The following is a 25,888-nucleotide window of genomic DNA, read 5'->3' on the forward strand; positions in this document are numbered from 1 at the left end:
CGGGACGACGCCGGCTCGGACAACCACAAATCACGGGAGGTAAAGTATGACAGGCCAATCTGCTCACGACTGCGACCTCATGCCGCCGCAAGCTGCGGTGCTTTCCCGACGGACGCTGATCCATGCGGCCGGGCTCGGAGCGCTCGCCGCGACCGCCGGCTCCGCCCTCGCCCAGCCCGCCGCGGCGCCGGCCGCCCCTCCGACCACGATCACCACCCCGCCACGCGACTTCAGCCGGCGCGGCGCGCCGACGACCTATTTCTGGGATCCCGACGTCATCGCCGTCGATCCGGTCTTCAACGGGCTGGCCCAGCCCAACGCTCCTATCCAGCGGATCTGGACCGGCGGGCTCTGGTGCGAAGGACCGGCCTGGAACGCCCAGGGCAAATACCTTGTCTGGAGCGACATCCCGCGCAACCGGCAGATGCGCTGGATCGAGGATGACGGCCACGTCACCGTCTTCCGGTCGCCGTCCGGCAACAGCAACGGCAACAGCTTCGACTTCCAGGGCCGGCAGCTCTCCTGCGAACACCTCAACCGACGCGTCGTGCGCTATGAGCTCGACGGCTCGGCGACCGTTATTGCCGAGCGCTTCGACGGCAAGCGGCTGAATTCGCCCAACGACATCGTCGCCCACCCCGACGGAAGCTACTGGTTCACCGATCCGCCCTATGGCGGCCAGCTCTATGAGGGAGCCCCCGATGCGGCCGGCGGCCCGAGCAACGCCAACGGCAAGATCAATCCCCGCCTCGGCCAGTTGCCCGGTATCGGCGAGTTCAAGCGGGAGCTGCCGACCAACACCTATCGGCTCGATCCGAGCGGGCGCGTCGATCTCGTCGTGCCGGAATCGCAGGTGCCCGACCCCAACGGCCTGTGCTTCTCGCCAGACTTCAAGAAGCTCTACATCGCCTCGACCGGCAAGGGCCCGGGCGACTCCGGCCCCGGCGGCAAGGGCGACATCCATGTCTTCGACGTCGGCACCGACAACAAGCTCAGCAACGGCCGGGTCTTCTCGGATTGCATGTTCGACGGCATCAATTGCGGGCCCGACGGCTTGCGCTGCGATGTCGAAGGCAACCTCTGGGCCTCGTCCAATGCCGGGCGCAATGTCGGCTATAACGGCGTCAACGTCTTCAATCCCGCCGGCAAGCTGATCGGCCGCATCCGCCTGCCGGAGGTCTGCGGCAATGTCTGCTTCGGCGGGCCGAAGCGGAACCGGCTGTTCATGGCCGCGAGCCAGTCGATCTACGCGCTTTATCTCGCGACCCAGGGCGCGGCGCCGGCCTGAGGCGCGAGATAGCCGTCATTCGAGGAGAGTTTGCGACGAAGCAATTCAGGGGCGGCAGCGCTCTACGTCCCCCTGGATTGCTTCGCTTCGCTCGCAATGACGGCGTGTGCTTTCGGTTCAAGCGTCGAGGATCGGCGCGAAACCGCCATGGATCATGCGCTTGCCATCGAAGGGCATGGTCTTGGACGCCATGCGCGGGTCCTGCATCAGCTTGCCCCAGCCCTCGTCGCGCGCCTGCTTCGAGGGCCATTCGATCCACGAAAAGGCGACGGTCTCGCCGGGCTCGGCCTTCACCGCCCCCTTGAAATCCGTGACCTTGCCGTCGGGGACGTCGTCGCCCCACGCATCGACGACGCGCGTCGCGCCGTGCTCCTTGAACAAGGCTGCGCATTCCGCCGAAAAGGCCTGATAATCGCCCTTCCGCTCGTTGGGCACGGCGGCGAGCATGCCATCGACATAGCCCATGGTGCCGCCCCGGCCTTCCTCGACGAGATTCGCGAAGCCGCCATAGATCATGCGCTTCCCGTCGAACGGCATCTCGCCCATCTGCTTCATGCGCGGGTCGGCCATCATCTTCTCGCCGACGCTGTCGCGGGTGGCGCGGTCGGGATACTCGATCCAGGAGAACACCACGACCTCGTCGGGATTGGCCTTCACAGCCCCCTTGAAGTCCGTGAGCTTGCCGTCCGGGACATCGTCGCCCCAGGCCTCGACCATGCGGGTCGCTCCGAATTCCTTAAACAGGTCCCAGGCCTTCGTTGCGTGCTCGCGGTAGACATCCTTGTTCGCGGCCGGGACGGCCACGACGAAACCATCGACATAAGACATTGCATCGATCTCCCTTGCTGGCGGCCAGCCGGACGCCGGCCGCATCTCTCGGTGGATGAAGGCAAGTCGCCGGATAACGCGCTTTGCCGCGATAGGTTCGTCAGCCGCAGCAGGACGCGACCGACCCCACAGGCATGATCCTGGCGCGCGACGCCGGCTTGTCCTCGTAGCGATCGTGATGGCGCATCCAGTCCATGATTTCCTGCTCGTTGCGGCCCTTCGGCGTCATGTCGAGGACGTTGTAGGCTCCGATCAGGAGGTCGCCGCCGCGACCATAGGTCGAGTAGGTGTGGAAGATATCGCCCTTGTCGTCGCGATAGAAGACGCTGAAGCCCGGCATCTCGCCGCCCTCGCCGTCATGCATCTCGTAGTTGTACTCGTAGCGCCCGGCGGCCTTCTCCTCCGGGCTGGGCGAGACGTGGAAATCGGCGTTGAAGTCGCTGCCGGCCGAGGACACCCAGTCGAATTCCCAGCCCATGCGTTTCCGGAACGGCTGGAACTCGGCATAGGGCGCATGCGAGACCGCGACGAGGCTGACATCGTGATGTCTCAGATGCTGGTTGGGGCCGTCGAAATGGTCGGCCAGGAACGAACAGCCCGGGCAGCCCTCCTTCCATCCCGGCCCGAACATGAAATGGTAGATCACAAGCTGGCTGTTGGCGCCGAAGAGCTCGGCGAGCGTCCGGCGCCCGTTCGCGCCCTCGAAGACATAGTTCTTGTCGATCCTGACCCAGGGCAAGGCGCGGCGCTCGGCGCTGAGCGCGTCACGCTGGCGGGTGAACTCCTTTTCGTGGGCAAGATGCGCCTTTCGCGCGGCGATCCATGCCTCTCGGGATACGACCTGATGCTGCATCGTTGCGTCTCCTCGTGATGCGGGCCTTTCGCCCGGCGGTTTCCCCCTTTGGCATCGTTGCGGCACGAGCCGACGAACGGGAGTGCTCGTCCCGCGTCGCCCAGCCGCTATCGCATTGCTCAGGCGAACAGCGCCTCCAGCTTGACCAGCGAGCCGGTCCAGCCATGGGTGTGGCCGATGACCGCCTGCTCGTCGAAGAGCTTCTCATGCAGAAGCGTCAGAATCGTGCCGTCGCCCTCGCCCTTGAACGTGACGGTTACGCGCGAGACACGCTCCGGCGTCGTCACCCAGGACCAGCTGAGGACCAGGCGCTGATCCGGGACGAATTCGAGATAGGTCCCCGACACCTCATGTCGCTCGCCCGTGTTCTCCAGCATGACCACCCGGTAGGAACCGCCGAGGCGCGGGTCGACCTGCACCTCCATCGTCTCGACATTCTCGGGCCCGAACCAGCGCATCAGCAGCTCCGGATCCGTCCAGGCCTGAAAGACTTCGGAAGGCGTCGCGTTCAGGCGCCGCTTCAGGGTCAGGCTCGGCGTAGTCTCGAGCTTCTTGTCCATTGGGCTTGCCTTCCCCAGTGTTCGCGGTCAGGCGCCGCCGCTCCCGCCCTCCCCGGGAGCGGGATCGCGGCGACGTTCGTTCAATAGGGCTTCCAGCGCATCAAGGCGCTGCGTCCAAAAGCGCTGGTAGCGTGCGAGCCAGCTCATCGCCTCCTCCATCGGATCGGCATTGAGACGGCAGGAGACGGTGCGTCCCGTCTTCGTCCGCGTGATGAGCCCGGCATGGGACAGGACGTCGAGATGCTTCATCACGGCCGGCAGCGACATCGCGAAGGGCTGCGCCAACTCGCTGACCGACAAGGCCTCCTCGCCCTCCAGCCGCGCGAGCAGCGCCCGCCGCGTCGGGTCCGACAGGGCGGAGAAGGTGCGGTCGAGCTGCGCCTGCTGAAACTTAACCATAAAGTTAAGTTATCGCAGACACTCAGGGGACGTCAAGCCCGAAATCGATTCAGTCGGAAACGCTGTAGGGAAAGGCGAAGTTTGCCGCAGTGTAAGAAAGCGACCGCAATCCTGCTGGAGCGCACCGGGACCTGTCCAGAATGGAAGACTGCTGGTCCGCAATCGGAGCGAAGATTTTCCGGTCGTTGGCTCATTTGTAGGCGCTCCGGAAATTTGGTCAGATTTACCTGCCTAAAGCGCGTCCCAATGTGAGCGGAGATCTGCCTCACCACTAATGTGAGTGGAACCATAATTTGCCTTAGTGACGCATCGGCGCACCGCAAATGACGCATCAGTCTGCCGCACCCTCGCGGCAGGATTTTTTCCGGTCAGTTTTCGAGCAGCCGTTGAAGCCCGCGCCTGGGGGCGGATGGAGAATGGCTGCGGCGACGCAGGCGCTCCCGGGACGGGAGAAGATCGCGATGTCAGAAGAGCATCAGGTTCGCCTGCGCGATCGCGCCTGCTCTTGGCGTCCGTCAGTTCTCGATCGAGGACGGCCTCCGAGCGCATCACGTTGACGATGCGGATGTGAAGGTGACCAACCGGTACAATCTTGGTCAGACGGCCGATCGGTAAGCGCAATGACCAGTGCGGTCGCCGCAAACTGTAACGTGCCACCCCCATCCAGACTTCTTAGGTTTCCAGGCGGCTTCAGTCGGGCCTTCGGTTTTTTGGATCGGAACCCCTGCACACGGCAATCGTTCTAAATTGGCTTGGCCAGCCGCTGGCCTCGCCATTTCGGAACAGGAGCAAGCTATTGCCGCAACCTTCCCGTCGCCTGATCCTGGCTCTCTTGTCGAGCGCGTGCGCGCTGGCTTCGCCCTCTGTACGGGCTCAGCCGAAGCCGGGAGCCAGTGCGGGGTTCAGCTACGACGACGTTATCCAGCAGGCGACGGCATTGGCCAAGCAGCCCTTCGATGAGGAAAGCGCAAAGATTCCGGCCGAGTTATCCAAGCTGACATATGACAGCTATCGCGAGATCCGGTTCCGACGCGACAAGGCTCTCTGGCGCGATGGAGAGTCGGATTTCCGGCTGCTGCCATTCCATCTGGGCTTCCTTCACAACCGGCCGGTCCAGATCCACAACATCAATCACGGCAACGCGATCCCGATCCCGTTCACGACCAGCCTGTTCGAATACGGGAAGGTCCCCGTGCCCAAGGGCCTCTCGCCGTCGCTTGGTTTCGCGGGCTTTGCAGTCACGACAACCCTCAATGACCCGAAGGTGCAGGACGAGGTCATCTCGTTTCTGGGGGCGAGCTATTTCCGGATCATTGGAAGAGGACATCGCTACGGCCTGTCGGCACGCTCGCTGGCATTGGACGTCGGAGGCGAGCAGCCGGAGGAGTTTCCGTTCATGCGGGCGCTCTGGGTAGAGGAACCATCTCGGGACACCTCTCAGCTCATCATCTATGCGCTGCTCGATTCCCCGTCCGTCGCGGGGGCCTATCGGTTCGTCGTCAACCCGGGACAGGAAACCTATGTGGATGTCACGGCAACGATCATCCCGCGCAAGGAGATCCCTCGTCTCGGCATCGCACCGCTGACCTCGATGTTCCAGGCCGGTGAAGGTGACCTCAGCCAGCGAACCGATTTCCGGCCTGAAATTCACGACTCCGATGGGCTGATGATGCAGTCCGGCAATGGCGAATGGATCTGGCGTCCCATTCGCAACCCGAAGGCCCTGCGCATCTCGAGCTTCGGCGACAAGAACCCGCGCGGCTTCGGCCTGATGCAGCGAGACCGCGACTTCGGGAGCTACCAGGATCTCGAGGCCCGATACGACGCTCGCCCGGGCTATTGGGTAGAGCCTCAGGGCGAGTGGGGAGAAGGTCGGGTCGACCTCATCGAAATTCCAACCGACAACGAAGCGTTCGACAACGTCGTGGCCTGCTGGACGCCCAACAAGCCTTTGGCCGCGGGTGAAGCTACGGAGATTGGGTATCGCATCTCGTCCATATCGACGACCTGGCATCTGCATCCCTATGCGCAAGTCCAGAACTCCTTCAACGGCTCCGACATCGAAGATGGGATCGTCGACGGGCACGGCACGAAGCGTTTCATCGTGGACTTCGCGGGCGGCGATCTGGCCTATTACCAGAACGATCCGGAGCGCCTTGAGCTCGTAGTGACGACGACCGGCGGCTCTATCACGACCAGGATTCTGACGTTTAACGCGAAGACGAAGGGCGTCAGGGCGATCGTCGACGCGACGCTTCCCGATGGCCAATCGGCCGAACTCAGAATGTTCATCAGGGCGCGGACGCGAACATTGAGCGAGACGTGGACCGCCACCTGGTCGGTTCCGCAGGGCCCATCGCCATCGACCCCTCCGAGGAACGAACCCTCCCCCAAGCGACCCTGATCTATCCGGGATCACGTATCATTGCGGTTGCCCGCGCTGCGCCGAGGGCTTCCGCTAACCCGCACGCCGCATCCTCCAGGGCGTGGTGACCTGCAACGGCCTGCACCATCGCCAGCGTGTTCTTCATGCGCTGCAGGATCGCCTTGTTAAGGACGTCCTGCTGCTCCGTGGCCTTGTCGCGCTCACGGAGCGCCCTACGCAGTTCCAACTGGCGCTCGACCTGACGGGCAAGGATGCGGAGCGTCTTGTCCTGGACGGCAGTCAGCGGCCGCGCCTTGAAGTCGAGTACGCAGACCGTGCCGATTGGATGGCCGTCCGCCGGGCCTGATATGCCATTGGACCGAATGGTGACGGCGGGTCAGTCGACGAATGAGCCGATGTTGCGCCGGAAGATTTCTTCATCGTCCGGCGTGCCGCTGATCTTGTCCTGATCGGGCAGCGGCGCGAGGATGGTGAACACGAGGCCGGACGGCAGGTACTGAATCCTTCCGCGACCGTTCAGTTCGGCCGCCAGGACCTTCTCGATCAGGCGCGTGCCAAATCCACTGCGCGACGGCCGGCCGGTCACGGCGGGGCCACCGACCTCCTGCCAACGGAACTCGATCATCTGATCGGCGCCGTGCCTCGAGGCCAGCCAATCAATCGTCACATGTCCCGACGGCGTTGACAGGGCGCCGTACTTCACCGCGTTCGTGCAGAGTTCATGCAGGGCCAGCACCATGGCCATGGCTGCACGAGGCCCGAGACTGACCCGCGGGCCACCAACCTGGAAGCGCTTGGAACCGGGCGCGTCGAACGATTCGAGGGCGATGGCCACGCTTTCCGCGATCGTCGCGCTCTGCCATTGCTCGCGCGTCAGCAGGTCGTGCGCTGAAGCAAGCGATTGCATCCGCGCGGTCAGCACCTCAGTCGCCTGCTTCAGCGACGTCGCGTTGCGCATCGTCTGCGTTGCGATGGACTGGATCGTCGCCATCGAGTTCTTGACGCGATGCTTCAGCTCCGCGGTCAGAAGCAAGCGCTGTTCCTCGTTTCGGCGGTTCTCAGTCATGTCGAGCGTGACGCCCGACATGCTGATCGGCCTGTCGTCGGCGCCGTAATGCGGACAACCTCGCGCCATGATCCAGCGGCTCTCGCCGGACGGCGTGACGATCCGGTATTCATGTTCGTAGTCGGTGTGGCCCTCGACCGCCTCTTTCACCGAAATCTGCACCCCTTCGCGCTCGGTCGGAACGATCGACGCGACGAGATCTTCATAGGTGAACGGCTCGCCCGGGCTCCTGCCGAAGTTTTGCTTGCAGATGTCCGAGCAAGCCAGGCGCATGTCGACGAGATCGAGCGTCCATGACCCGAGCCTCGCCGCTCGCATCGTGAAACGGAGCTGCTCCTCCGACTGGCGGAGCTCCCGGGTCCGGCGCTCGACCTCCTTCTCCAGCTTGTCGTGCTCCTTTTGAAGGCGGACCAATCGGTCGCGCTCGAGGGTGACGTCGAACTGAGAGGCGAAGAAGTAGGAGAGGTGTCCGTTTTCATCGTAGACGGGCGAAATCAGCACGCGATTGTGGAACGGCGTGCCGTCCTTCCTGTGATTGATGAGTTCCATCTCGATCTGCGCTCGCCGGGCGATCGAGTCCCTAAGCCTATTCACGTCGGCCGGGTCCGTCTTGGGACCCTGGAGAAAGCGGCAGTTGTGTCCGACAACTTCCTCGCGTGAGTAGCCCGTCAGCCGCAGGAACGCGTCGTTCGCGAAGACGATCGGATTGTCGGGAAGGTTGGGGTCCGTAATCAGCATAGGCATCCGGGTTGCGCGAACCGCGGCTGCGAACGGATCGGTAGACTTCTGGACCTTGATGATCTCAGCGTCGATACGGTCGTGCTCGGTCTCGACGCTCATGCAATCCTAAAATCCTAAAATGCTCCTCGGCCTAAAGTAATGGCGGGACATATCGTTTGGTTCCTTTATTCGCGTGAAGCGAGGTCGATGGCAGGCCATGATCTAAGGGAAGGAAATCTGCCGGCCGCTCGCGGTCGTTCATGACGGCAAGCTCTACCGCCTCTTGCAGCCGAACACCCCGTTCGACTCGGACATTCTCCTTCGCAGGTGAATCTGCCGGCCCTGAGCGAGTTCCCAAAATGCGGGAACGATGATGTCGCGAGCAGGTTAGCAATTCAGGATCGAACGACGCGAGGGCCACCCGATGACCGATTCACCGCAGCTCACAACCATTACGCGCTCGTATGGATCTTTCGAAGACGCACGCAACGTCATGGCGCGCTTGGCCGAGGCTGGGATTTCGTCCGACAGGATTGGGCTGCTCGGGCAGCAAGCCGTCGGAGATGAAAATGCCGCTGTCGGCGCGGCGGCGGGCGCGGCAACCGGCGCAGCCACTGGCCTCGTTCTCGGGATCGGCGCACTGTTGGTGCCAGGTATAGGCCCGATTTTCGCCGCTGGGTGGTTCCTCTCTGGCGCTGCTGCGGGTGCCTTGGCTGGCGGGGTACTCGGCGCTCTGATTGACGCGGATGTACCAAAGCAAGAGGCGGAGAGTTTTGCCGCCGACCACGAACTCGGCCGGTCCGTTCTTTCAGTTCGCGCGCAAGGTCCGGAGATCGATCGGGTGATCGCCATTATGGATGCAGGGATGCCAGTCCGAGCGCCCCTCACGACCGACGAACCGTCGCAGCCGGCTGCCGAGAACCTGTCGAAGGCCGTCTCTTGAGCCGCCGAGCCAGCATCACGGGGCGACAAGGCGCCGCGGGAAGAAACAACTGCCGCTCATCTCCGTTCAGGTACAAACGGAGGGCCTCGAAATGGTAGTGGCGGCAACGGTTTTTGTAACGGGCCTGACGGGAGTGACCACGGGGTTCCTGCCCGCGACAGGGATGGTAGCGGAGATCGTCTGGCTTACGATCGCATCTTCGGGCGCGGTCACCGTCGCCGGGCTTGAGCGCGAGTAGCGGGCTGTGGAGCAACTGCACGGCAGACCAGTCGCGCAGGGAGCATAAATCAACCCAATCTGAAACACTAATGGGCTGCCACATCGTTCGCGGGCGGAGCAGTTAGCTGGTCACCAAATCAAGAATTTAAATTCCATTCCGCTCACTGAATAGCGCGCACCCCTTATTTAGGTCATATCTTGAGCGATCGGCCGGGAATACGTAGCTCCAAAAACACTAAGCGCAGACGGCCCGAACGAGATGACCGACATATCTGAATCTGGGACACAAAATTCTTAGGAAACCAGGAACAATCCTGATGATGCTGACGTTGTTCTGTGATGTCTCGAGACAGCCATCGAATACGTTGGTAGAGCTGAGCGAGGGTTGAGGCGACACATGGAGGCGGTTCCATATTGTGGGCGAGCGCCCGTCCCCTCCGAAATCTGGACGAGCTGGAACACGGATCCGCTGTTGATCGCAGCACTCGCCTGCGCTTGTGCGACGGCAGTGCTTATGCCGCGCTCCGTTCGCCGGACATATTGGATCGCCGGTTGTTCCGTCGTGGCGATCGTATTCGTTTCTCCGCTCTGCGCCCTCGGATCGGCGCTTTTCGCCGCTCGTTCTTTCCATCATCTGCTGCTGGCCGCCGTGGCTGCTCCGCTGCTAGCCGCGGCCTTTCCGGCAAGAGGCCGTGCCTACGGGCTTGCGGCTTTGCTGACTTCTTCGGGCGTGCTCTGGTTGTGGCACTGGCCGGCCCTCTACACGCTCGCGTACGAAAATCATGCTGCATACTGGGCTCTGCAGATCGGTCTCCTGGCAAGCTTCGTCTGGTTCTGGCGAGCGGTTCTGTCGGCTGTCGCCTCCCCGCTCTCCGCAATCATGCTCATTGGTGCGGGCGCGGGGCAAATGGGTCTCCTCGCCGCGCTGCTGACCTTCGCCCCACGCCCGCTCTATGAGGTTCACGGCCTTGCATCGCTGTCCTGGGGGCTGGATCCGCTCAGTGACCAGCAGTTGGGTGGGCTGCTGATGTGGGTGCCCGCCTTCTTCGTCTACGGCCTCTTCGCCATCCTCGCGGCGCGCCGGGGTTTCGCCAGAGCGTCCCTGACGTGATCGTCGGCCTGAAATTCATTCATATCGCCGGCCTGGCGACGTGGTGCGCGGGCTTGCTGATCCTGCCGCTCCTGCTCGCGCGCGCCGACAACCCGGTGCGCGCCGGCGAGGCGTCGCGGATGCGCATCTTCGCGCATTACGCCTATAATTTCGGTGTCAGCCCGGCTGCCGTCGTGACGACCGTCGCGGGCGGCGCCCTGCTCTTCGCTCGATGGGTGTTCGAGCCCTGGATGTTCGCCAAGCTCGGCCTGATCGGCATGATGGTGGTGCTGCATACCTATATCGGCCACTGCGTCGCCCGCCTCGGAGAGGAGGGCTATGTCCGCCCGCTGGTGCCGCCCGCCGTGCTGGTCGCAGCCGGCCTGTCGACCATGGCCGCGATCCTGTTCGTCGTCCTCGCCAAACCCGCGCTCGGGCCCGAGATCATGCCCGACTGGCTCCGCGTGCCGGTCGGCGGTCAGCTCGCGCTACCGCCCGTGCCCAGCCGATAATCGAAGACGAGCTTCCCGCCATGCCAGCCCGTCAGCGCCGTGAAACCGACACAGAGGCCCGAAAGCAGAATGCCGAACGGCAGGACAGCGTCCTCGTAGCCCGACAGGCGCAGCCCGAAATTGGCGCCGAGCATGCTCAGCAGCGCGACCGCGATCACGAAATGCGTCCAGCTCGCGGGGCGCGAGCGGATTCCGGGAACCAGCAGCAGTTCCACCGTGCCTGTCAGCCCGGCGAGCAGGCCCATCAGGAAGCCGGTGCCGATCGCCCACAGGCCGACGCGCGCCCAGAAGCCATCGCCCGTCCACCAATAGAGCAGGTCGGCGCCGAGCGTGCAGACCGTCAGCGCGATCGGGAACGCGACCAGCATGGCGTGAAGCGGATGGCCGGCGATCGCGATCCGCGTGTCGGTGTCGTCGAAGACCTTCGGCGCATGGAGCGGATCGAGGTTCGGGCCGGCGTCTTCGCCGGAGTCGGCACGGCTCATCGGCTGCTGCCCATCGGGTTCTTCGCGGTGCTTGGCGGTTGCAGCGGTCCGCTTTCGGCCCTGGCTCCGGCAGGACCTGCTGCGGACAGCATCGTCACGCTGTTCCTCGTGCTGCTCGGGCTGTCGGCGCTGTCTTTCATCGTCATCTTCGGCATCTTCATCCTGGCCTGGCGCCGCGACCGGAGCCGCAAGGTCCGGCTGCGGCTGTTCCTGATCGGCGGCGGCCTCGTCTTCCCGCTCGTCCTGCTCACGATCGCCACCGTCTACGGGGTGGCGCTCGGGGAGCGCATCACCGGCGCCCGCACCTCCCCTTCCCTCACCGTCGAGGCGCGGGCGGAGCGCTGGCACTGGCAGTTTACCCGCCAGACGGGGCGAGGTTCCGTGACGCGGCCGAATGTCCTGCACATTCCCGCCGGCCGGACCGTCGAGGTGATCGTCACCAGCAGCGACGTGATCCACAGCTTCTGGGTGCCGCGCCTGGCCGGCAAGATCGATGCGATTCCCGGCATGCGCAACCGCATCCTGCTCCGGGCCGACATCCCGGGACGATACAACGGCGTCTGCGCCGAGTTCTGCGGCACCGGCCATACCGCCATGAACTTCTCCGTCGTCGCGCATGATGCCGATGGCTGGGCCGCCCACGACAAAGATGTTCTGCCATGAAGGCGCTGAGACTGCATGCCGAGCTCGACGCGGTCTGGCGCACGCCCCGGACCTGGAAAGGCATCCTGACCAACGTCAACCACAGCGATCTCGGCCTGCGCTTCATGATCGCGGCAACTGTGTACTTCGCCATCGGCGGCGTGCTCGCCATGCTGATCCGGGCGCAGCTGGCGACGCCGCGCTCGGCCTTCGTCGGGCCCGAGATCTTCAATCAGCTGTTCACCATGCATGGCAGCCTGATGATGTTCATGTTCGCGATCCCCTTCTTCGAGGGGCTCGCCATGTACATGCTGCCGAAGCTGCTCGGCTCGCGCGACCTGGCCTTTCCGCGTCTCTCGGCCTTCGGCTGGTGGTGCTATCTCTTCGGCGGCTTCATCCTGATCGTCGCGATGGTGCTCGGGCTCGCGCCCGATGGCGGCTGGTTCATGTATACGCCGCTGGCATCGAAGACCTATACGCCCGGCATCAACGCCGATGTCTGGCTGCTGGGGATCACCTTCGTCGAGATCTCGGCGGTCTGCGCCTCGATCGAGCTGACCGTCAGCATCCTGAAGCTGCGCGCGCCGGGGATGTCGCTCGGGCGCATGCCGATCTTCGCCTGGTACATCCTCGTCACGGCGCTGATGATGGTGATCGGCTTTCCGCCGCTGATCCTCGCCTCGACCCTGCTCGAGGTCGAGCGCGCCTTCGGTTGGCCGTTCTTCGACCCGACACGCGGCGGGCACCCGCTGCTCTGGCAGCACCTGTTCTGGCTGTTCGGCCACCCCGAGGTCTACATCATCTTCCTGCCCGCGGCCGGGGTGGTCTCGACCGTGCTGCCCGTCATGGTCCGGCACCCGCTGATCGGCTATGGCTGGGTCGTCGGCTCGATCCTGGCGCTCGGCTTCTTCAGCTTCGGCCTGTGGGTCCACCACATGTTCGCGACGGGCATCCCTCACCTGGCGCTCGCCTTCTTCTCGGCCGCCTCGGCGCTGGTCGCGGTGCCGACCGTGGTGCAGATCTTCGCCTGGCTCGCGACGATGTGGGCTGGGCGGCCGCAGATGCGCCTGCCGATGCTCTACATCTCGGGCTTCTTCTTCATCTTCCTGCTCGGCGGGCTGACCGGCGTGATGCTCGCCATGGTGCCATTCAACTGGCAGGTCCACGACACCGCCTTCGTGACCGCCCATCTCCACTATGTCCTGATCGGTGGCTTCATCTTCCCGATGATGGCAGGCCTCTATTACTGGCTGCCGCGGCTGACGGGGCGGATGTCGCATCCCCTGCTCGGACGCCTCGGCTTCTGGCTGACCTTCGTCGGCTTCAACCTGACCTTCCTGGTGATGCATCTCACCGGCCTGCTCGGCATGCCGCGCCGCGTCTACACCTACGATGCCGGCATGGGCTGGGACTGGCCGAACCTGATCTCGTCGCTCGGCTCCTTCGTCCTGACCATCGGCTTCGCCGCGGCCCTGATCGACATCGTGCTGGCCGTGGCCTTCGGGCGTCGCTCGCCGCGCAATCCCTGGCGTGCGTCCACCCTCGAATGGGCGCTGCCGACCCCGGTGCCGAGCTACAATCTCGCGAGCCTGCCGCAGGTCGAGACGTCCGACCCGCTCGACCGGCGCCACGATCTTGCCGCGGCGCTCGCGGTCGGCGACGGCTATCTCGGGCGCGTCCGGTCCGGCCTGCGCGAGACGACCGGCGTCGCGATTGCGTCGGGGCGGTTGAGCGAGATCGTCGTGCTGCCGGGCAATTCCTGGCTGCCGATCGTCACCGCCGCCGTGACCGGCTGCTTCTTCCTGGCGATGCTGTTCGGGTTCTACTGGCTCGCTCCGGTCGCGCTGATCGCTGTGATCGTCCTGGCCTGGCACTGGGCCGGCTCGCTCGGCAGCCGCGCCGATCTGGGCCCCATCGATGCCGGGCGCGGCGAGCGGGCTCCCGCCCATCACGAGATGAAGGAAGCGCCCGGCTGGTGGGGCAGCGTCTTCGCGCTGACGGCGGATGCGACCTTCTTCATGTCGCTGCTGTTCGGCTACGCCTTCCTGGCGACGGTCGCGCCGGGCTGGCCACCACCTTCCCTCGTCGAGCCCTCGCTGCTGGCAGGCGGAACGCTCGTCGCCGCCACCCTCCTCGCATGGTGGGCGGAGCGCGCCGGCTTCGCCGCCATGCAGGCCGGGATGGCGCGACGCGCAAGGCTCGGCCTCGGGATAGCGCTGGCCGCAGTCACGGTAGCGCTGGCGGCCTTGATCGCATTCGGCTGGCTTGGACTGCCCTCCCCCCGGATCCATGCCTATGGCGCCGTCGTCTGGGTGCTCGTTGCCTATGGCGGCGTCCACCTCGTCATCGCTTTGGTGATGCTCGCCTTCGTGTGGCGTCGCCTGCTTCAGGGCTATGTGTCGCCGGCGCGCCTGCTGGAGCCGCGCATCGCGAACCTCTGGCTGCGCTACGCAGTCGTCGCCAATCTGATCATGCTGGTCGTCGTCAGCCTGCCCGGGATCGCGTCATGGCGCTGGTGATGCGCACCCTCGGCGGCCTACTGCTCTGGGCAGCGGGCTTCTCGCTGCTCTATGCGCTCCACGGGCTCGGCTGCGGGCTGGGCTGGGGCAGCGGGGAGCCGCCGGGATATTTCACCGCGCTCAATCTTGGTCTCCTATTCATCTGGTTGCTCCTGCTCGGGAGTGCGGGATGGATCGTCCGCATGGCGACGCGAGCCTATTCCCGCGACGGCGACACCGTGCTGAGCCGGACGCAGCTGGTCTCGGCCTGGGCGGGTCTCGCCGGCCTGTTCTTCACCGGAGCGCCGGTCCTGCTGTCGGCCCATTGCGTCTAGCGGCGCCAGCCGGCGCAATAGACGCTGGCATCGCGGGGCACAGCGATCTGCTCGTCAGCGCGTCGAAGAGCGATCGGTACCGCGAATATTACCAAGATTAGAAGCCGCGCAGATTTCAATTAATTTCTATGTGCGCTCGCGCTGATCCAACGGCGCATCGTCAATTCGCGCTCTCATCATCAACTATGCATCGCGACACTTTCGCCACACCAGGAACTTTATAGGTCCAGGCGGCTTGTTTCGGAGAGAGAACGCTCACGCAGAACGAGGGAGAAACGCCATGGCCCGCCGATCGCGGCACGAAGAGTACGACCAGCCGACCGGGGGCTGGGGCTCCGTCGCATCGCTGGTCAAGCATTCCACCGAGCAGCATGCCGTCGGCAGCGTCACCGGGCTGCTGCGCCATCACAACAAGGTCGGCGGCTACATGTGCACCAGCTGTGCCTGGGCCAAGCCGGGCGAGCCGCATGCGGCGGAGTTTTGCGAGAACGGCGCCAAGGCGACCTTCTGGGACCTCACCTCCAAGCGCACCGGCCCGGACTTCTTCGCCCAGCACACCGTGTCCGAACTGATGAACTGGTCGGATTTCGAACTCGAGAACCAGGGCCGCCTGACGCACCCGATGCGATACGACGCCTCCAGCGACAAATATGTCGAGGTGGCCTGGGAGGAAGCGTTCGCGGATATCGGAACGAAGCTCAAGGGCTACGAACCGAAACGCACCGTATTCTACGCTTCGGGCCGCGCCTCGCTCGAAACCTCCTATATGTACGCGCTTTTCGCCCGTCTCTACGGGCACAACAACCTGCCCGACAGCTCGAATATGTGCCACGAGACGACGTCCGTGGCCTTGCCGCAGAGCATCGGCACGCCGGTCGGCACGGTGCTGCTCGAGGACTTCGACAAGACGGATTGCATATTCGCGTTCGGGCAGAACGTCGGGACGAACTCGCCGCGGCTGCTGCACAGCCTGCAGGAAGCGCGAGAGCGCGACGTGCCGATCGTCGTGTTCAACCCGTTGCGCGAGCGCGGCTGGGAAGAATTCGTCAATCCCCAGCGGGTCGGCGAGATGCTGACCAACAACCCGACGCAGATCGCGACACAGTATTATCAGGTGCGCGCCGGCGGCGACATCGCGGCGATGATCGGGATCGGCAAGGCGCTGCTCGCCCTTGACGACGCCGCCCGCAGCGAAGGCGGCGAGCGCGTGCTCGATGCGGCCTTCATCGCCGAGCATACCGAGGGCTTCGCGGCGCTGGAGACGAAGCTGCGTGGAACGAGCTGGGCAGAGATCACCGATGAGTCCGGCCTGACTCGCGCGGCGATCGAGGCTGCCGCCCAAACCTTCGCCAACGCGACCTCGATCATCGCCGTCTACGGAATGGGCCTGACCCAGCATCGCCGCGGCGTCGACAACGTCCAGATGCTGGTCAACCTGCTGCTGATGCGCGGGCAGATCGGCAATCCGGGCGCTGGCATCTGCCCCGTGCGAGGGCACTCCAACGTCCAGGGTCAGCGCACGGTCGGAATCGCCGAGAAGGTCGAGCTCGTACCGCTCGACAAACTGGCCGAGCAGTTCGGCTTCGAGCCGCCACAGGAGGACGGCATGGCGACCGTCGAAGCCTGCGAGGCGATCGTCGCCGGCAAGGTCCAGGCGTTCCTGGGGCTCGGCGGCAACTTCATCCGCGCGATCCCGGAACGCGAGCTGATGGAGGAGAAGTGGCGGGGGCTCGACCTCTCCGTCCAGATCGCGACCAAACTCAACAGGTCGCATCTGATCACGGGCGCGACCACCTATCTCCTCCCCACACTGGTCCGGTCCGAGATCGACGAACAGGCCGGCGGCGAGCAGATCGTGACCATGGAGGATTCCACCACCTGCATCCATGCCTCGCGCGGCAAATGGGCTCCGGCGAGCAAAACCTTGCTTTCCGAACCGAGGATCGTCGCCGAACTGGCCAAGGCCGCACTCACGCCGAACCCGAAGGTGCCATGGGACGAATGGGTCGCGGATTACGCCATGGTGCGGGATGCGATCGAGCAGACCTACCCGGACCAGTTCCGCGACTTCAACCAGCGCCTCGACACGCCGGGCGGTTTCCCGCGCCCTGTCGCCGCGCGGGAGCGCAAATGGGAGACCGACACAGGAAAGGCCAACTTCAAGGTGCCGAAGGCGTTGTCCGCGAGCTTCGATGACGGCCGCGACGCCAACGTGCTGCGGCTGATCACGCTGCGCTCCAACGACCAGTTCAACACCACGGTATACGGCTATGCGGACCGGTTGCGCGGAATCCACGGCTCGCGCCTGATCGTGATGATGAACCGCGACGACCGGATCCGCTTCGGCATCCCCGACAAGGGCAAGGCACGCCTTACCACCGCGGTGAACGACGGCATCGTGCGGAGCATCGGCGGGCTCGAGGTCATCGACTACGACATCCCGCCAGGAACCTGCGCAGCCTATTTCCCGGAGTGCAACGTCCTGATTCCGCTCTGGCAGTTCGCCGAGGAGAGCAAGACTCCCGCAGCGAAGTCGGTGCCGGTCACCGTCACCGCCGAATGACCGCGGAGTTATGTAATGTCTGACCGGGCAACGATGCCGGAAGCGGCCGAGCTGCAAAAGACGGTCTTCCTCGCGCTGCGGGAAAAGGCGACTCTGCCGACGTCTTCCATGTTCCTGTTAGGCATGCTCGCCGGCATCTACATCGGTATCGGCGGATTGTTCGCGACCGTGGCGCTGACCGGAGCCGATGCGCTACCATATGGTGTTGGCCAAGTGCTGGCGGGGCTGGTTTTCGCGACCGGCCTCGGCCTGGTGATCATTGCCGGGGCGGAGCTTTTCACCGGAAACACGATGATGACCGGGGCAGTCCTGGCGCGAAAAATCACCGCGTTCCAGGCGGTGAAAGCGTTGGCGGTCGTCTATGCCGCCAATTTCGTCGGTTCCCTGCTTCTTGCAGGGCTTGTGCTAGGTGCCGGCGTGCATGGCGCGAACGACGGTGCGTTCGGCCGCGCGGCTCTAGAACTCGGCCTCACCAAGACTGAGGGCAGCTTTATGAACATACTGGCCAGCGGCATCCTGGCCAATATGCTGGTCTGCCTTGCCGTCTGGTCGGCCTATGCAGGCCAAACCACCAGCCAGAAGCTCGCTGGACTGACGCTGCCGGTCGCGGCCTTCGTGGCGGCAGGGCTCGAGCACTCGGTCGCGAACATGTATCTTTTGCCATATGCCCTCATGGTGCAGGGCGTAACCGAAGGCGCGGCCGGCCAACTGACCTTTGCTGGCATCCTCGGAAACCTGGTTCCGGCGACGATCGGCAACATCATGGGCGGCGCATTCGTCGCCGTTGCCTATTGGACGGTGTACGGAGCCACCAAGCACAAGGGTGGTTGATCCCAAGGCCCCGTGTAACACGCCACGCGTGCTGGAGCTGCTTGTCGCGATGGTCTCGTGACGACATTGCTACGCCCAAGTTCGGCAAGGGGCGAGAGCACAGCTAAGCGCGCCGCCCGGAGCAATGGATGCGAGATCACTGCGCGAGACGGCCGGCGTGGACGACGCAACTCTCCGCACGGGCGGTAGTCACCAAAGTCAGCCCCAGCTTCTCGGCGCGCGAAATCGCGAGGGACGTCGGAGCTGACACCGCGGCGAGCGTATGCGCCCCCAAAACGGCTGCCTTCTCGACCATCTCGAAGGATGCGCGGCTCGTAACCAGGATAAAGCCTCGGGAAATGTCAAGACCGGCATGCAGGGTGGCGCCGATCAGCTTGTCCAAGGCGTTGTGACGGCCAACATCTTCGCGGGCGATCTGGATCGCCCCGGAGATATCGCACCAGGCAGCGCCATGGACGCATCGCGTCCGGCCATGCAGAGGTTGGAACCGCCGCAAATCGGCCAATCCGGCCGCGATCGCGCGGGGTTCGATCGGCCTGCCTGGCTCCGCAACCGACGGCCGGGCAATCTCAAGATGCTTGGAGTCCTCTATTCCGCAGACACCGCAAGAGGAACGACCCGACAGGCTGCGCTTGCGGGCGAGCTTCCGGCGCAGGACGTCAGGTATCAAGCCGATATCGATCGTCGCTTCTGTCGCATCCATGCTGACTTCGAGATGGCGAATATCGGCAGGCGTTTCGATGATCCCCTCGCTGAGGCTGAAGCCTACGGCAAAATCCTCAAGATCCGCCGGCGTTCCCATCATCACCGCATGCGGCAACGAGCAGTAACGAATGCTGATCGGGATCTCGATCGCGACTTCCGAGGCAAAAGCCATTGCACTTTCATCGGCGAACGAAAATGCCAGAGCGCCGACGGAACGCGAAGTCGCTCCGGAGAGGGGTCTAGGACCCATAATATTCGGGCTCAACGAGACCAATGCGCAAGTCGGGAGCCACCGTTGTCATAGCGATTTGCTTTCCATGCCTCTAAGCTGCAGAAACGCTTGGAAGCTCGGAAGGTTCGGTCCTCTTCGCAGTTGCCGCGGCCAAACGCCTATGCCGGAGCAATCGTCAGACCGCGTACTCGGCTCTCGCCGTCCCGGCCAGCAATGGCCATCAGCGTCGCCTTTATCATCGCGTAGAGCTTCGATTAGGCGGCCGCGCGGGCGCCATCATGGCGCGCGACATGCGCGACCGCGGCGCGCAGATCGGCGATCCCGGCTCCGGCCGCGACGCAATGCTCGGCCAGATGACGGCGGAACTGGCGCGCGCCCGGCCGCCCCGGGAAGAGCCCGACGAGATGGCGCGTGAAGGCATGCAGCCGCCCGCCGGCTTCGAGATGCTTCGCCAGATGCGGCTCGAGCGCCTCCAGCATGGCGAAGGCGTTGGCGACCGGCGCTTCCTCTCCGAACAGCAGCGGATCGACCCGGAGCAGGATCTCGGGGTTCTGATAGGCCTCACGGCCGATCATGACGCCATCGAGCCGGGCGAGATGGGCATCCCATTCCTCAGGCGCACGGATGCCGCCATTGATCGCGACGACCAGCTCCGGATTGGCGGCCTTGAGGCGATAGGCGCGCTCATAGTCGAGCGGCGGGATTTCGCGGTTTTCCTTGGGCGAGAGGCCCTGCAGCCAGGCCTTGCGGGCGTGGACGATCAGCGCATCGACGCCGGCCTGCCGCACCGCAGCTGTCAGGGCATCGAGCGCGGCCTCGGGGTCCTGGTCGTCGACCCCGATGCGGCATTTCACCGTGACCGGGATCGAGACGGCCGCCTTCATCGCCGCAACGCAATCACCGACCAGCGCCGGCTCGCGCATCAGGCAGGCGCCGAAGGCCCCGCCCTGGACGCGGTCGGACGGGCAGCCGCAATTGAGGTTGATCTCGTCATAGCCGAAATCGGCGCCGATCCGTGCGGCCTCGGCCAGGAGTTGCGGATCGTTGCCGCCGAGCTGAAGCGCGATCGGGTGTTCCATCGCGTCGAAGCCGATCAGCCGCTGCCGATCGCCGCGGATCACGGCCTGCGCCGTCACCATCTCCGTATAGAGCCGGGCACGGCGCGACATCAGGCGGTGGACGACGCGACAGGCGCTATCGGTCCAGTCCATCATCGGCGCGACGGAAAAGCGCATCAGTTCGGGCGAAAGGGCAGACATCGCTGCTGACTAGCTCAAAAAGCCGCTTCGCGCATCCCTGCCCCGAGCCTGCCCGGGTTGCGCCGGCCCGAGGTGAGGGCCAGTTTCGAAGCGCGCGGCCTGGTGGCCGAGCCGACGAGCAGGGACGCAGCACACCATGGCCGAGACCCAGCACTCCCGCGAAGCGCCGCATCTGGTCGTTGTCGGCGCGGGCTTCGGCGGCCTGCAGCTGGTGCACGACCTCAAGGGTGCGACTCTGCGGATCACGCTGATCGACCAGCGCAACCACCATCTCTTCCAGCCGCTGCTCTACCAGGTGGCGACCACGATCCTCGCTGCCTCCGAGATCGCCTGGCCGATCCGGCGGCTGTTCCGCGAACGGGCAGACGTCACGACGCTGCTTGGAGAGGTCACCGGCGTCGACAAGGCCGGCCGGCGCGTGCTGCTCGAAGACGGCTCGAGCGTCGGCTACGACACCCTGGTGCTCGCGACCGGGGCGCGGCATTCCTATTTCGGCCATGACGAGTGGGAGCCGCATGCGCCCGGCCTCAAGACGCTCGAGGACGCGACGACGATCCGCCGCAGAATGCTGCTCGCCTTCGAACGGGCCGAACGCGAGACCGACCCCGAGGCGCGGCGCGCATTGCTGACCTTCGCGGTCATCGGCGCCGGGCCGACCGGCGTCGAGCTCGCCGGCATCATCGCCGAGCTCGCCAAGCAGATCCTGTGGCAGGAATTCCGCCGGATCGATACGCGTGGGGCCCGGATCCTGCTGATCGAGGCCGGGGCACGCGTGCTTCCCGCCTTTCCCGAGCCGCTTTCGGCCTATGCGAAGCAGGCGCTCGCCAAGCTTGGGGTCGAGGTGTTGCTCGGCAAGCCGGTCTCGGAGATCGCCGAGGAGGGGGTGACGATCGGCGAGGAATTCGTCGCCTGCCGAACGATCATCTGGGCTGCGGGCGTCGCCGCATCTCCAGCCGCGGAATGGCTGGATATCGGAGCCGACAAGGCCGGGCGCGCGCTGGTCGATGGGCAGCTGAATGCACCGGGCCATCCCGAGATCTTCATTGTCGGCGACACCGCCGCGGTGACGACACCCAACGGCAAGCCGGTGCCCGGCATCGCGCCGGCGGCCAAGCAGCAAGGCGCCCATGTCGCGCAGGTCATCCGGGCGAGGCTTGCCGGCAAGCCAGCGCCTTCCCCATTCCGCTACCGCCACCAGGGCAATCTGGCGACGATCGGCAAGAGCGCGGCGGTGGTGGATTTCGGCTGGCTACAGTTGCGCGGCTGGATCGCCTGGTGGTTCTGGGGCATCGCCCACATCTTCTTCCTGATCGGCGCGCGCAGCCGCGTCGCGGTGGCCTGGAGCTGGTTCTGGACCTTCGCCTCCGGACAGCACAGCGCAAGGCTGATCACGCAGGGGCGGAAATGGACCGACGCGTCGGCGCGGCCGCCGGACCCTGACCGGCCTCCGGCCTGAGCCGGGGCGAGTCGCCTTAGGCCGCGAGGAGGCCGAGAGTGCGCTCGATGCGCGAGCAGGCACCCCGGCTTCTGGCCTTGTCGTAGCAGCGCTTGAGGCGGCCGCTGGCATAAGCGTTCAGCACGATCTGGTGGACATAGCTCTTGCGCACGACGGCCGGAGTGTTGACCAGCCGTTCCGAGATGGCGCGCATGATGTCGGCGAGCTGGCGCTTCTTGCCGGTTTCGGTGACGACGACCTCGCCCGCGAGCAGCAATTCGGCCGCGGCGGCATTGGCGGCGAGCATGCGCAGATCCTTGCTGCTGATCGGAAGTCCGCTGACGCGCTTGAGATAATCGTTTATGTCGCCCGCCCTCACCTCTCCGACCGAACCGTCCTCGCGACGGTAATGCAGCAGCCGCCGGCCGGGCAGCGTCATGATCCGGGTGAGCGCGCGCGCGAGCGCCGGATCCTCCGCGGCGCAGCTGATCTGCTTGCCGCTCTTGCCTTTGAAGGCCAGACAGACCCGGGAACCGGTGATGGAGACATGGCGCTTGAGCAGCGTCGAGGCGCCGTAGCTGCCGTTCTCACGCGCATAGCTCTCGTTGCCGACTCGGATATGGCAGCGATCGATAATCGCCCCGGCGCAGGCCAGAGCCTTGTCGCGGCTCAGGCGCCGATCCTTCAGGTCCCGCGCGATGGCTGCCCGCAGTTTCGGCAAGGCGTCGAGCAGGCGCTTCAGGCGAGAGAGCTTGCGGCGCTCGCGGACCTTCTCCCAGTCGGGATGGTAGCGATGCTGGATGCGGCCAGCCTCGTCATGCCCGACAGCCTGGAGATGGGCGCGCGGATCGGCCGCGATTCTGACATCGACATAGGCCGGCGGGATGGCGAGAGAGCGGATGCGCTTCAGCGTTGCCGCCTCGGTGATCCGGTGGCCCTCGCCATCGAGATAGGTGAAGCCCTTTCCGGCCCGGCGGCGGGTTATGGTCAGCCTGGCTGCCGAGCTGTGCTTGAGGCGCCGCCCGCTCGGCGCCGGCCCCGGATCGGTTTCGTCGAAGATCACCCGCGCCATGATGGCTGCTCCCGGTGCGCGGATCGGTCCAACCCGACCGGCGCTGCCGGATTCAATCGCGAACGGCCCCGTCCTGTTCCGGACGGGGCCGCGTTTCTTTGCGACGCTTTACGGGCTGATGCTTCAGCGCTTGGCGCGCGCCACGATCTGCGTGGGGTTGACGAAGCGCAGGGCAATCAGGAGCCAGACCAGCGTCGTGACCATGTAGATCACCGCCATCGCGTCGATCGACTGCACCGCGCGCACGCCTGCCGCGAACACCGCATAGTAGAGCGCGACAACCAGCGTCTGGCTGGTCGGGCCGGCGGTGAGGAAGGTCAGCTCGAACATCGCGATGGTGCGGACCAGCACCAGCAGAAGCGCCGCCAGGATGCCCGGAGCGAGCAAGGGCAGCAGGATATAGATGAAGAGCTTGAAGGTGTTGGCGCCGAAGACGCGCGCGGCGGCCTCGATCTTGGTGTCGATCTGCTCGATGAAGGGGATCATCACCAGGATGACGAAGGGCACCGTCGGCACCAGATTGGCCAGCACCACGCCTGACATCTGCCCGGCGAGCCCTGCCCTGTAGAGCACCGTCGCCAGCGGGATGCCGAAGGTGATCGGCGGCACCAACAGCGGCAGCAGGAAGAGCAGCATGATCAGCTTCTTGCCGGGAAAGTCCCGCCGCGCCAGTGCATAGGCCGCCGGCACGCCGATCAGCCCCGACAGAAAGACCACGAGAAAGACGATCTGGAAGGTGACGGAGAGCACGTCGTAGAGCTGGAACTCGGCCCAGGCCGAGGAGTACCAGCGCGTCGTCCAGCCGGCCGGCAGCCAGGTGCCGAGCCAGCGCGTGGCGAAGGAGCTGGTCACCACGGTCGCGATCATCCCGAACAGGTTCAGGATGAAGAAGGCGATCACGGCCCAGTTGGCGAAGGCCCAGAGCCGGGCCGAGAGGCGGTTGTCCTTGACCATCGGATCAGCCCTTTCCGCCGCCGGCAGGGCCGCGATACAAAAGGCCGCGCGCGGCCAGTACGGCGACGACGATCGAGAGCTGGACGACGCCCATGATCATCGCAACCGCCGAGGCCATCGAATAATCGTACTCCTCGAAGGCAGCCTGATAGGCGGCGATCGAGATCACCCGCGTCGGCCCGGCCGGCGCGCCCAGCAGGACGGCAGAGGGAAAGACCGAGAAGGCCTGCACGAAGGAGAGACAGAAGGTGATGGCGAGGCCCGGCAGCAGCAGCGGCAGCAGGATATGCTTGAAGCGCTGCCAGGGACCGGCGCCGAGCGTCGCACCCGCCTGCTCAAGCGCCGGATCGACGCCCGAGAGATAGGACAGCGTCAACAGGAAGGTGAAGGGGAAGCCGGTGATGACCAGCGAGATCATCACGCCCCAGTAATTGTGCAAGAGCTTAACGGGGGTGTCGATCAGGCCGATGGTGATCAGCGTGCGGTTGAACCAGCCCTGCGGGCCCAGATAGTTCAACAGCCCCTGCGCGACGAGCACCGTGCCGAGCGTGATCGGGATGACAAGGATCGTCGTCAGCAGGCGCTGGTGCTTCATCGTGCGCACGCGGAAGGCGATCGGGATCGCCATCAGCAGCGTCATGATCGTGACAGGCAAGGCGAGCCAAAGGGTCGTCGCGATCGTGCCGTAGAGAAACGAATCCGAGAAGAAGCGCTGGTAATTGGCGAATACGCCCCCCGCCTTCGGCGTGAAGGACAGGAACAGCCCGTAGAAGAACGGGTAGATGAACAGCGCGAGCGAGAAGAAGACCGCGGGCAGGACCAGCAGGGTCAGTCCGTCGAGGCCACGCGCGGCGAGCCTCTGGCTCAGCGGGATCGCGGGAGCGGAGCCGGTCACGCCGCATCCCCATAGACGAGGACGCGATCAGGTTCCGCCGCCAGCGTGACCTGCGAGCCCGGCGTGAGCTTGTCATGGGCGAGGAAGGACAGGTCGGTGCCATCGGCCATGCGAGCGAAGCCGACGAATTCGCGGCCGCGGAACTCGGTCGAGATCACCTGGGCCTTCAGCCCGGCGCTTCCGGCCGCCACCGGGTGCAGGTCTTCCGGGCGGATCGCGATATGGGCTGCGCCCCCCGGCACGATGGCGTTGCGGGTGCGGCCAACCACGGCGGCATCGCCGATCGCGACCGTCGCATGCTCCCCGGCTGCCGAGACGGCACGGCCTGCGACCTTGTTGCGGAAGCCCATGAACTCGGCGACGTCGAGATGGTCCGGCCGGGAGAACAGGTCTTCCGGAGAGCCGACCTGGCGCACCTGGCCGTCGCGCATCACCACGATGCGGTCGGCGAGCGACAGCGCCTCCTCCTGGTCGTGGGTCACGTAGATCGTGGTCGCTCCGAGGGTGTTGTGGATGCGACGGATCTCCGCCCGCATCTCGAGGCGCAGCTTGGCGTCGAGGTTCGAGAGCGGCTCGTCCATCAAGACCAGCGGCGGCTCCACCACGATGGCGCGCGCAATCGCGACGCGCTGCTGCTGGCCGCCGGAGAGCTGGCCGGGCAGCTTCTCGGTCTGCCCCTGCAGCCGCACCAGCCCTACCACCTCGGCGACGCGGCGCTCGATCTCGGCCCTGGGCGTGCCGCGCATCTTGAGGCCGAAGCCGATGTTCTTGGTCACGCTCATATGCGGGAAGAGCGCGTAGTTCTGGAAGACCATGCCGAAGCCGCGCTCTTCCGGCCGGAGCGGGTCGATGCGCTTGTCGTCCAGCCAGATGCCGCCGCCCGTGGCGGGCAGGAGGCCGGCGATGATGTTCAGCGTCGTCGACTTGCCGCAGCCGGAAGGCCCGAGAAGGGCGATGAACTCACCCTTGCCGATCGTCAGCGAGACGTCCTTCAAGGCATTGTGAGTGCCGAAATCACGGCTCAGGCGGTCGAGCCGGAGCTCGTTGAAGGAGGCTGCGTGAATCGTCATGGCTACCGTTGCTGAGATCTCGATCAAGGTCCGGTCGGCGACGGCCGC

At 65.1% G+C, this 25,888-nt stretch carries 24 protein-coding genes; 12 read left to right on the top strand and 12 right to left on the bottom strand.

Annotation, left to right across the window (positions count from 1 at the left end; genetic code table 11):
* The first annotated feature begins 46 nt into the window (after positions 1–46).
* A complete protein-coding gene (locus tag ASE63_RS00530) occupies positions 47–1,288 on the top strand; it encodes an SMP-30/gluconolactonase/LRE family protein (RefSeq protein ID WP_056794951.1) in 1,242 nt (413 codons plus the stop codon).
* Positions 1,289–1,405: 117 nt separating this feature from the next.
* On the opposite strand, the gene ASE63_RS00535 is transcribed toward ASE63_RS00530, so the two are convergent.
* From ASE63_RS00535 to ASE63_RS00550, 4 genes are all read right to left on the bottom strand, one after another.
* A complete protein-coding gene (locus ASE63_RS00535; RefSeq protein ID WP_056794953.1) occupies positions 1,406–2,116 on the bottom strand; it encodes a DUF1428 domain-containing protein in 711 nt (236 codons plus the stop codon).
* Positions 2,117–2,216: 100 nt separating this feature from the next.
* Complete coding sequence (locus ASE63_RS00540) at positions 2,217–2,969, bottom strand: thioredoxin family protein (RefSeq protein WP_056794956.1); 753 nt, start codon at positions 2,967–2,969, stop codon at positions 2,217–2,219.
* 119 nt (positions 2,970–3,088) lie between these two features.
* A complete protein-coding gene (locus ASE63_RS00545) occupies positions 3,089–3,529 on the bottom strand; it encodes an SRPBCC domain-containing protein (protein WP_082609532.1) in 441 nt (146 codons plus the stop codon).
* A gap of 27 nt (positions 3,530–3,556) precedes the next feature.
* Positions 3,557–3,928 carry a metalloregulator ArsR/SmtB family transcription factor gene (locus ASE63_RS00550; protein WP_056794961.1) on the bottom strand — a complete coding sequence of 124 codons (372 nt, stop codon included), beginning with the start codon at positions 3,926–3,928 and terminating at the stop codon, positions 3,557–3,559.
* Positions 3,929–4,724: 796 nt separating this feature from the next.
* Between ASE63_RS00550 and ASE63_RS00555 the strand changes: the two genes are divergently transcribed.
* Both ASE63_RS00555 and ASE63_RS00560 read left to right on the top strand, forming a co-directional pair.
* Entirely contained in the window at positions 4,725–6,332 is a 1,608-nt protein-coding gene (locus ASE63_RS00555; protein WP_082609533.1) for a glucan biosynthesis protein, read from the top strand.
* 82 nt (positions 6,333–6,414) lie between these two features.
* Positions 6,415–6,660, top strand: coding sequence for a hypothetical protein (locus tag ASE63_RS00560; RefSeq protein WP_056794965.1), 246 nt, complete (start codon positions 6,415–6,417; stop codon positions 6,658–6,660).
* Between the two features lie 30 nt (positions 6,661–6,690).
* Here the strand turns inward: ASE63_RS00560 and ASE63_RS00565 are convergent, their stop codons facing one another.
* Positions 6,691–8,220, bottom strand: coding sequence for a PAS domain-containing protein (locus ASE63_RS00565; RefSeq protein WP_082609534.1), 1,530 nt, complete (start codon positions 8,218–8,220; stop codon positions 6,691–6,693).
* A 304-nt stretch (positions 8,221–8,524) separates the two neighbouring features.
* On the opposite strand from ASE63_RS00565, the gene ASE63_RS00570 reads away from it, so the two are divergent.
* The 3 genes from ASE63_RS00570 (at position 8,525) to ASE63_RS00580 (ending at position 10,864) form a co-directional block, all read left to right on the top strand.
* Positions 8,525–9,043: a hypothetical protein gene (locus tag ASE63_RS00570; protein ID WP_156410130.1), complete on the top strand. Its 519-nt coding sequence runs from the start codon at positions 8,525–8,527 to the stop codon at positions 9,041–9,043.
* A 691-nt stretch (positions 9,044–9,734) separates the two neighbouring features.
* Positions 9,735–10,373 carry a cytochrome c oxidase assembly protein gene (locus ASE63_RS00575; RefSeq protein ID WP_200962507.1) on the top strand — a complete coding sequence of 213 codons (639 nt, stop codon included), beginning with the start codon at positions 9,735–9,737 and terminating at the stop codon, positions 10,371–10,373.
* On the top strand, positions 10,370–10,864 hold the full coding sequence (locus tag ASE63_RS00580; RefSeq protein ID WP_056794971.1) for a CopD family protein: 495 nt from the start codon (positions 10,370–10,372) through the stop codon (positions 10,862–10,864). Before ASE63_RS00575 ends, ASE63_RS00580 begins: the two co-directional genes overlap by 4 nt.
* On the opposite strand, the gene ASE63_RS00585 is transcribed toward ASE63_RS00580, so the two are convergent.
* Positions 10,831–11,349 (bottom strand): DUF2231 domain-containing protein, encoded by a 519-nt coding sequence (locus ASE63_RS00585; protein ID WP_056794972.1) that lies wholly within the window; start codon positions 11,347–11,349, stop codon positions 10,831–10,833. The two genes, ASE63_RS00580 and ASE63_RS00585, sit on opposite strands and share 34 nt — an antisense overlap.
* Here ASE63_RS00585 and coxB point away from each other — a divergent pair.
* The 5 genes from coxB (at position 11,296) to ASE63_RS00610 (ending at position 18,218) form a co-directional block, all read left to right on the top strand.
* A complete protein-coding gene (coxB, locus tag ASE63_RS00590) occupies positions 11,296–12,012 on the top strand; it encodes a cytochrome c oxidase subunit II (RefSeq protein ID WP_082609612.1) in 717 nt (238 codons plus the stop codon). The genes ASE63_RS00585 and coxB overlap by 54 nt on opposite strands.
* Entirely contained in the window at positions 12,009–14,510 is a 2,502-nt protein-coding gene (ctaD, locus tag ASE63_RS00595) for a cytochrome c oxidase subunit I (protein ID WP_056794976.1), read from the top strand. Before coxB ends, ctaD begins: the two co-directional genes overlap by 4 nt.
* Positions 14,498–14,824, top strand: coding sequence for a hypothetical protein (locus ASE63_RS00600; RefSeq protein ID WP_056794978.1), 327 nt, complete (start codon positions 14,498–14,500; stop codon positions 14,822–14,824). The genes ctaD and ASE63_RS00600 overlap by 13 nt, the downstream gene beginning before the upstream one ends.
* A gap of 280 nt (positions 14,825–15,104) precedes the next feature.
* Positions 15,105–17,387, top strand: a complete 2,283-nt coding sequence (locus tag ASE63_RS00605; protein ID WP_056794981.1) for an FdhF/YdeP family oxidoreductase — start codon at positions 15,105–15,107, stop codon at positions 17,385–17,387.
* A gap of 15 nt (positions 17,388–17,402) precedes the next feature.
* A complete protein-coding gene (locus ASE63_RS00610; RefSeq protein ID WP_082609536.1) occupies positions 17,403–18,218 on the top strand; it encodes a formate/nitrite transporter family protein in 816 nt (271 codons plus the stop codon).
* A 136-nt stretch (positions 18,219–18,354) separates the two neighbouring features.
* On the opposite strand, the gene fdhD is transcribed toward ASE63_RS00610, so the two are convergent.
* Together fdhD and dusA are read right to left on the bottom strand one after the other, a co-directional pair.
* Positions 18,355–19,095 (bottom strand): formate dehydrogenase accessory sulfurtransferase FdhD, encoded by a 741-nt coding sequence (fdhD, locus tag ASE63_RS00615; protein ID WP_056794982.1) that lies wholly within the window; start codon positions 19,093–19,095, stop codon positions 18,355–18,357.
* Between the two features lie 314 nt (positions 19,096–19,409).
* On the bottom strand, positions 19,410–20,414 hold the full coding sequence (gene dusA / locus ASE63_RS00620; RefSeq protein WP_082609538.1) for a tRNA dihydrouridine(20/20a) synthase DusA: 1,005 nt from the start codon (positions 20,412–20,414) through the stop codon (positions 19,410–19,412).
* Positions 20,415–20,550: 136 nt separating this feature from the next.
* Here dusA and ASE63_RS00625 point away from each other — a divergent pair, with 136 nt between their 5' ends.
* Positions 20,551–21,870, top strand: a complete 1,320-nt coding sequence (locus ASE63_RS00625) for an NAD(P)/FAD-dependent oxidoreductase (RefSeq protein ID WP_056794984.1) — start codon at positions 20,551–20,553, stop codon at positions 21,868–21,870.
* 16 nt (positions 21,871–21,886) lie between these two features.
* On the opposite strand, the gene ASE63_RS00630 is transcribed toward ASE63_RS00625, so the two are convergent.
* The 4 genes from ASE63_RS00630 to ASE63_RS00645 form a co-directional block, all read right to left on the bottom strand.
* The gene (locus tag ASE63_RS00630) at positions 21,887–22,921 is read right to left on the bottom strand and encodes a DNA topoisomerase IB (protein WP_056794986.1); all 1,035 of its coding nucleotides are present in this window, start codon (positions 22,919–22,921) and stop codon (positions 21,887–21,889) included.
* A gap of 123 nt (positions 22,922–23,044) precedes the next feature.
* Positions 23,045–23,875 (bottom strand): ABC transporter permease subunit, encoded by an 831-nt coding sequence (locus ASE63_RS00635; protein ID WP_056794989.1) that lies wholly within the window; start codon positions 23,873–23,875, stop codon positions 23,045–23,047.
* 4 nt (positions 23,876–23,879) lie between these two features.
* Positions 23,880–24,770, bottom strand: a complete 891-nt coding sequence (locus ASE63_RS00640; protein WP_056794990.1) for a sugar ABC transporter permease — start codon at positions 24,768–24,770, stop codon at positions 23,880–23,882.
* A complete protein-coding gene (locus ASE63_RS00645) occupies positions 24,767–25,834 on the bottom strand; it encodes an ABC transporter ATP-binding protein (RefSeq protein ID WP_056796478.1) in 1,068 nt (355 codons plus the stop codon). Before ASE63_RS00645 ends, ASE63_RS00640 begins: the two co-directional genes overlap by 4 nt.
* Positions 25,835–25,888: the final 54 nt, after the last annotated feature.

The organism is Allobosea sp. Root381, from assembly GCF_001429395.1.
Classification (GTDB): domain Bacteria; phylum Pseudomonadota; class Alphaproteobacteria; order Rhizobiales; family Beijerinckiaceae; genus Allobosea.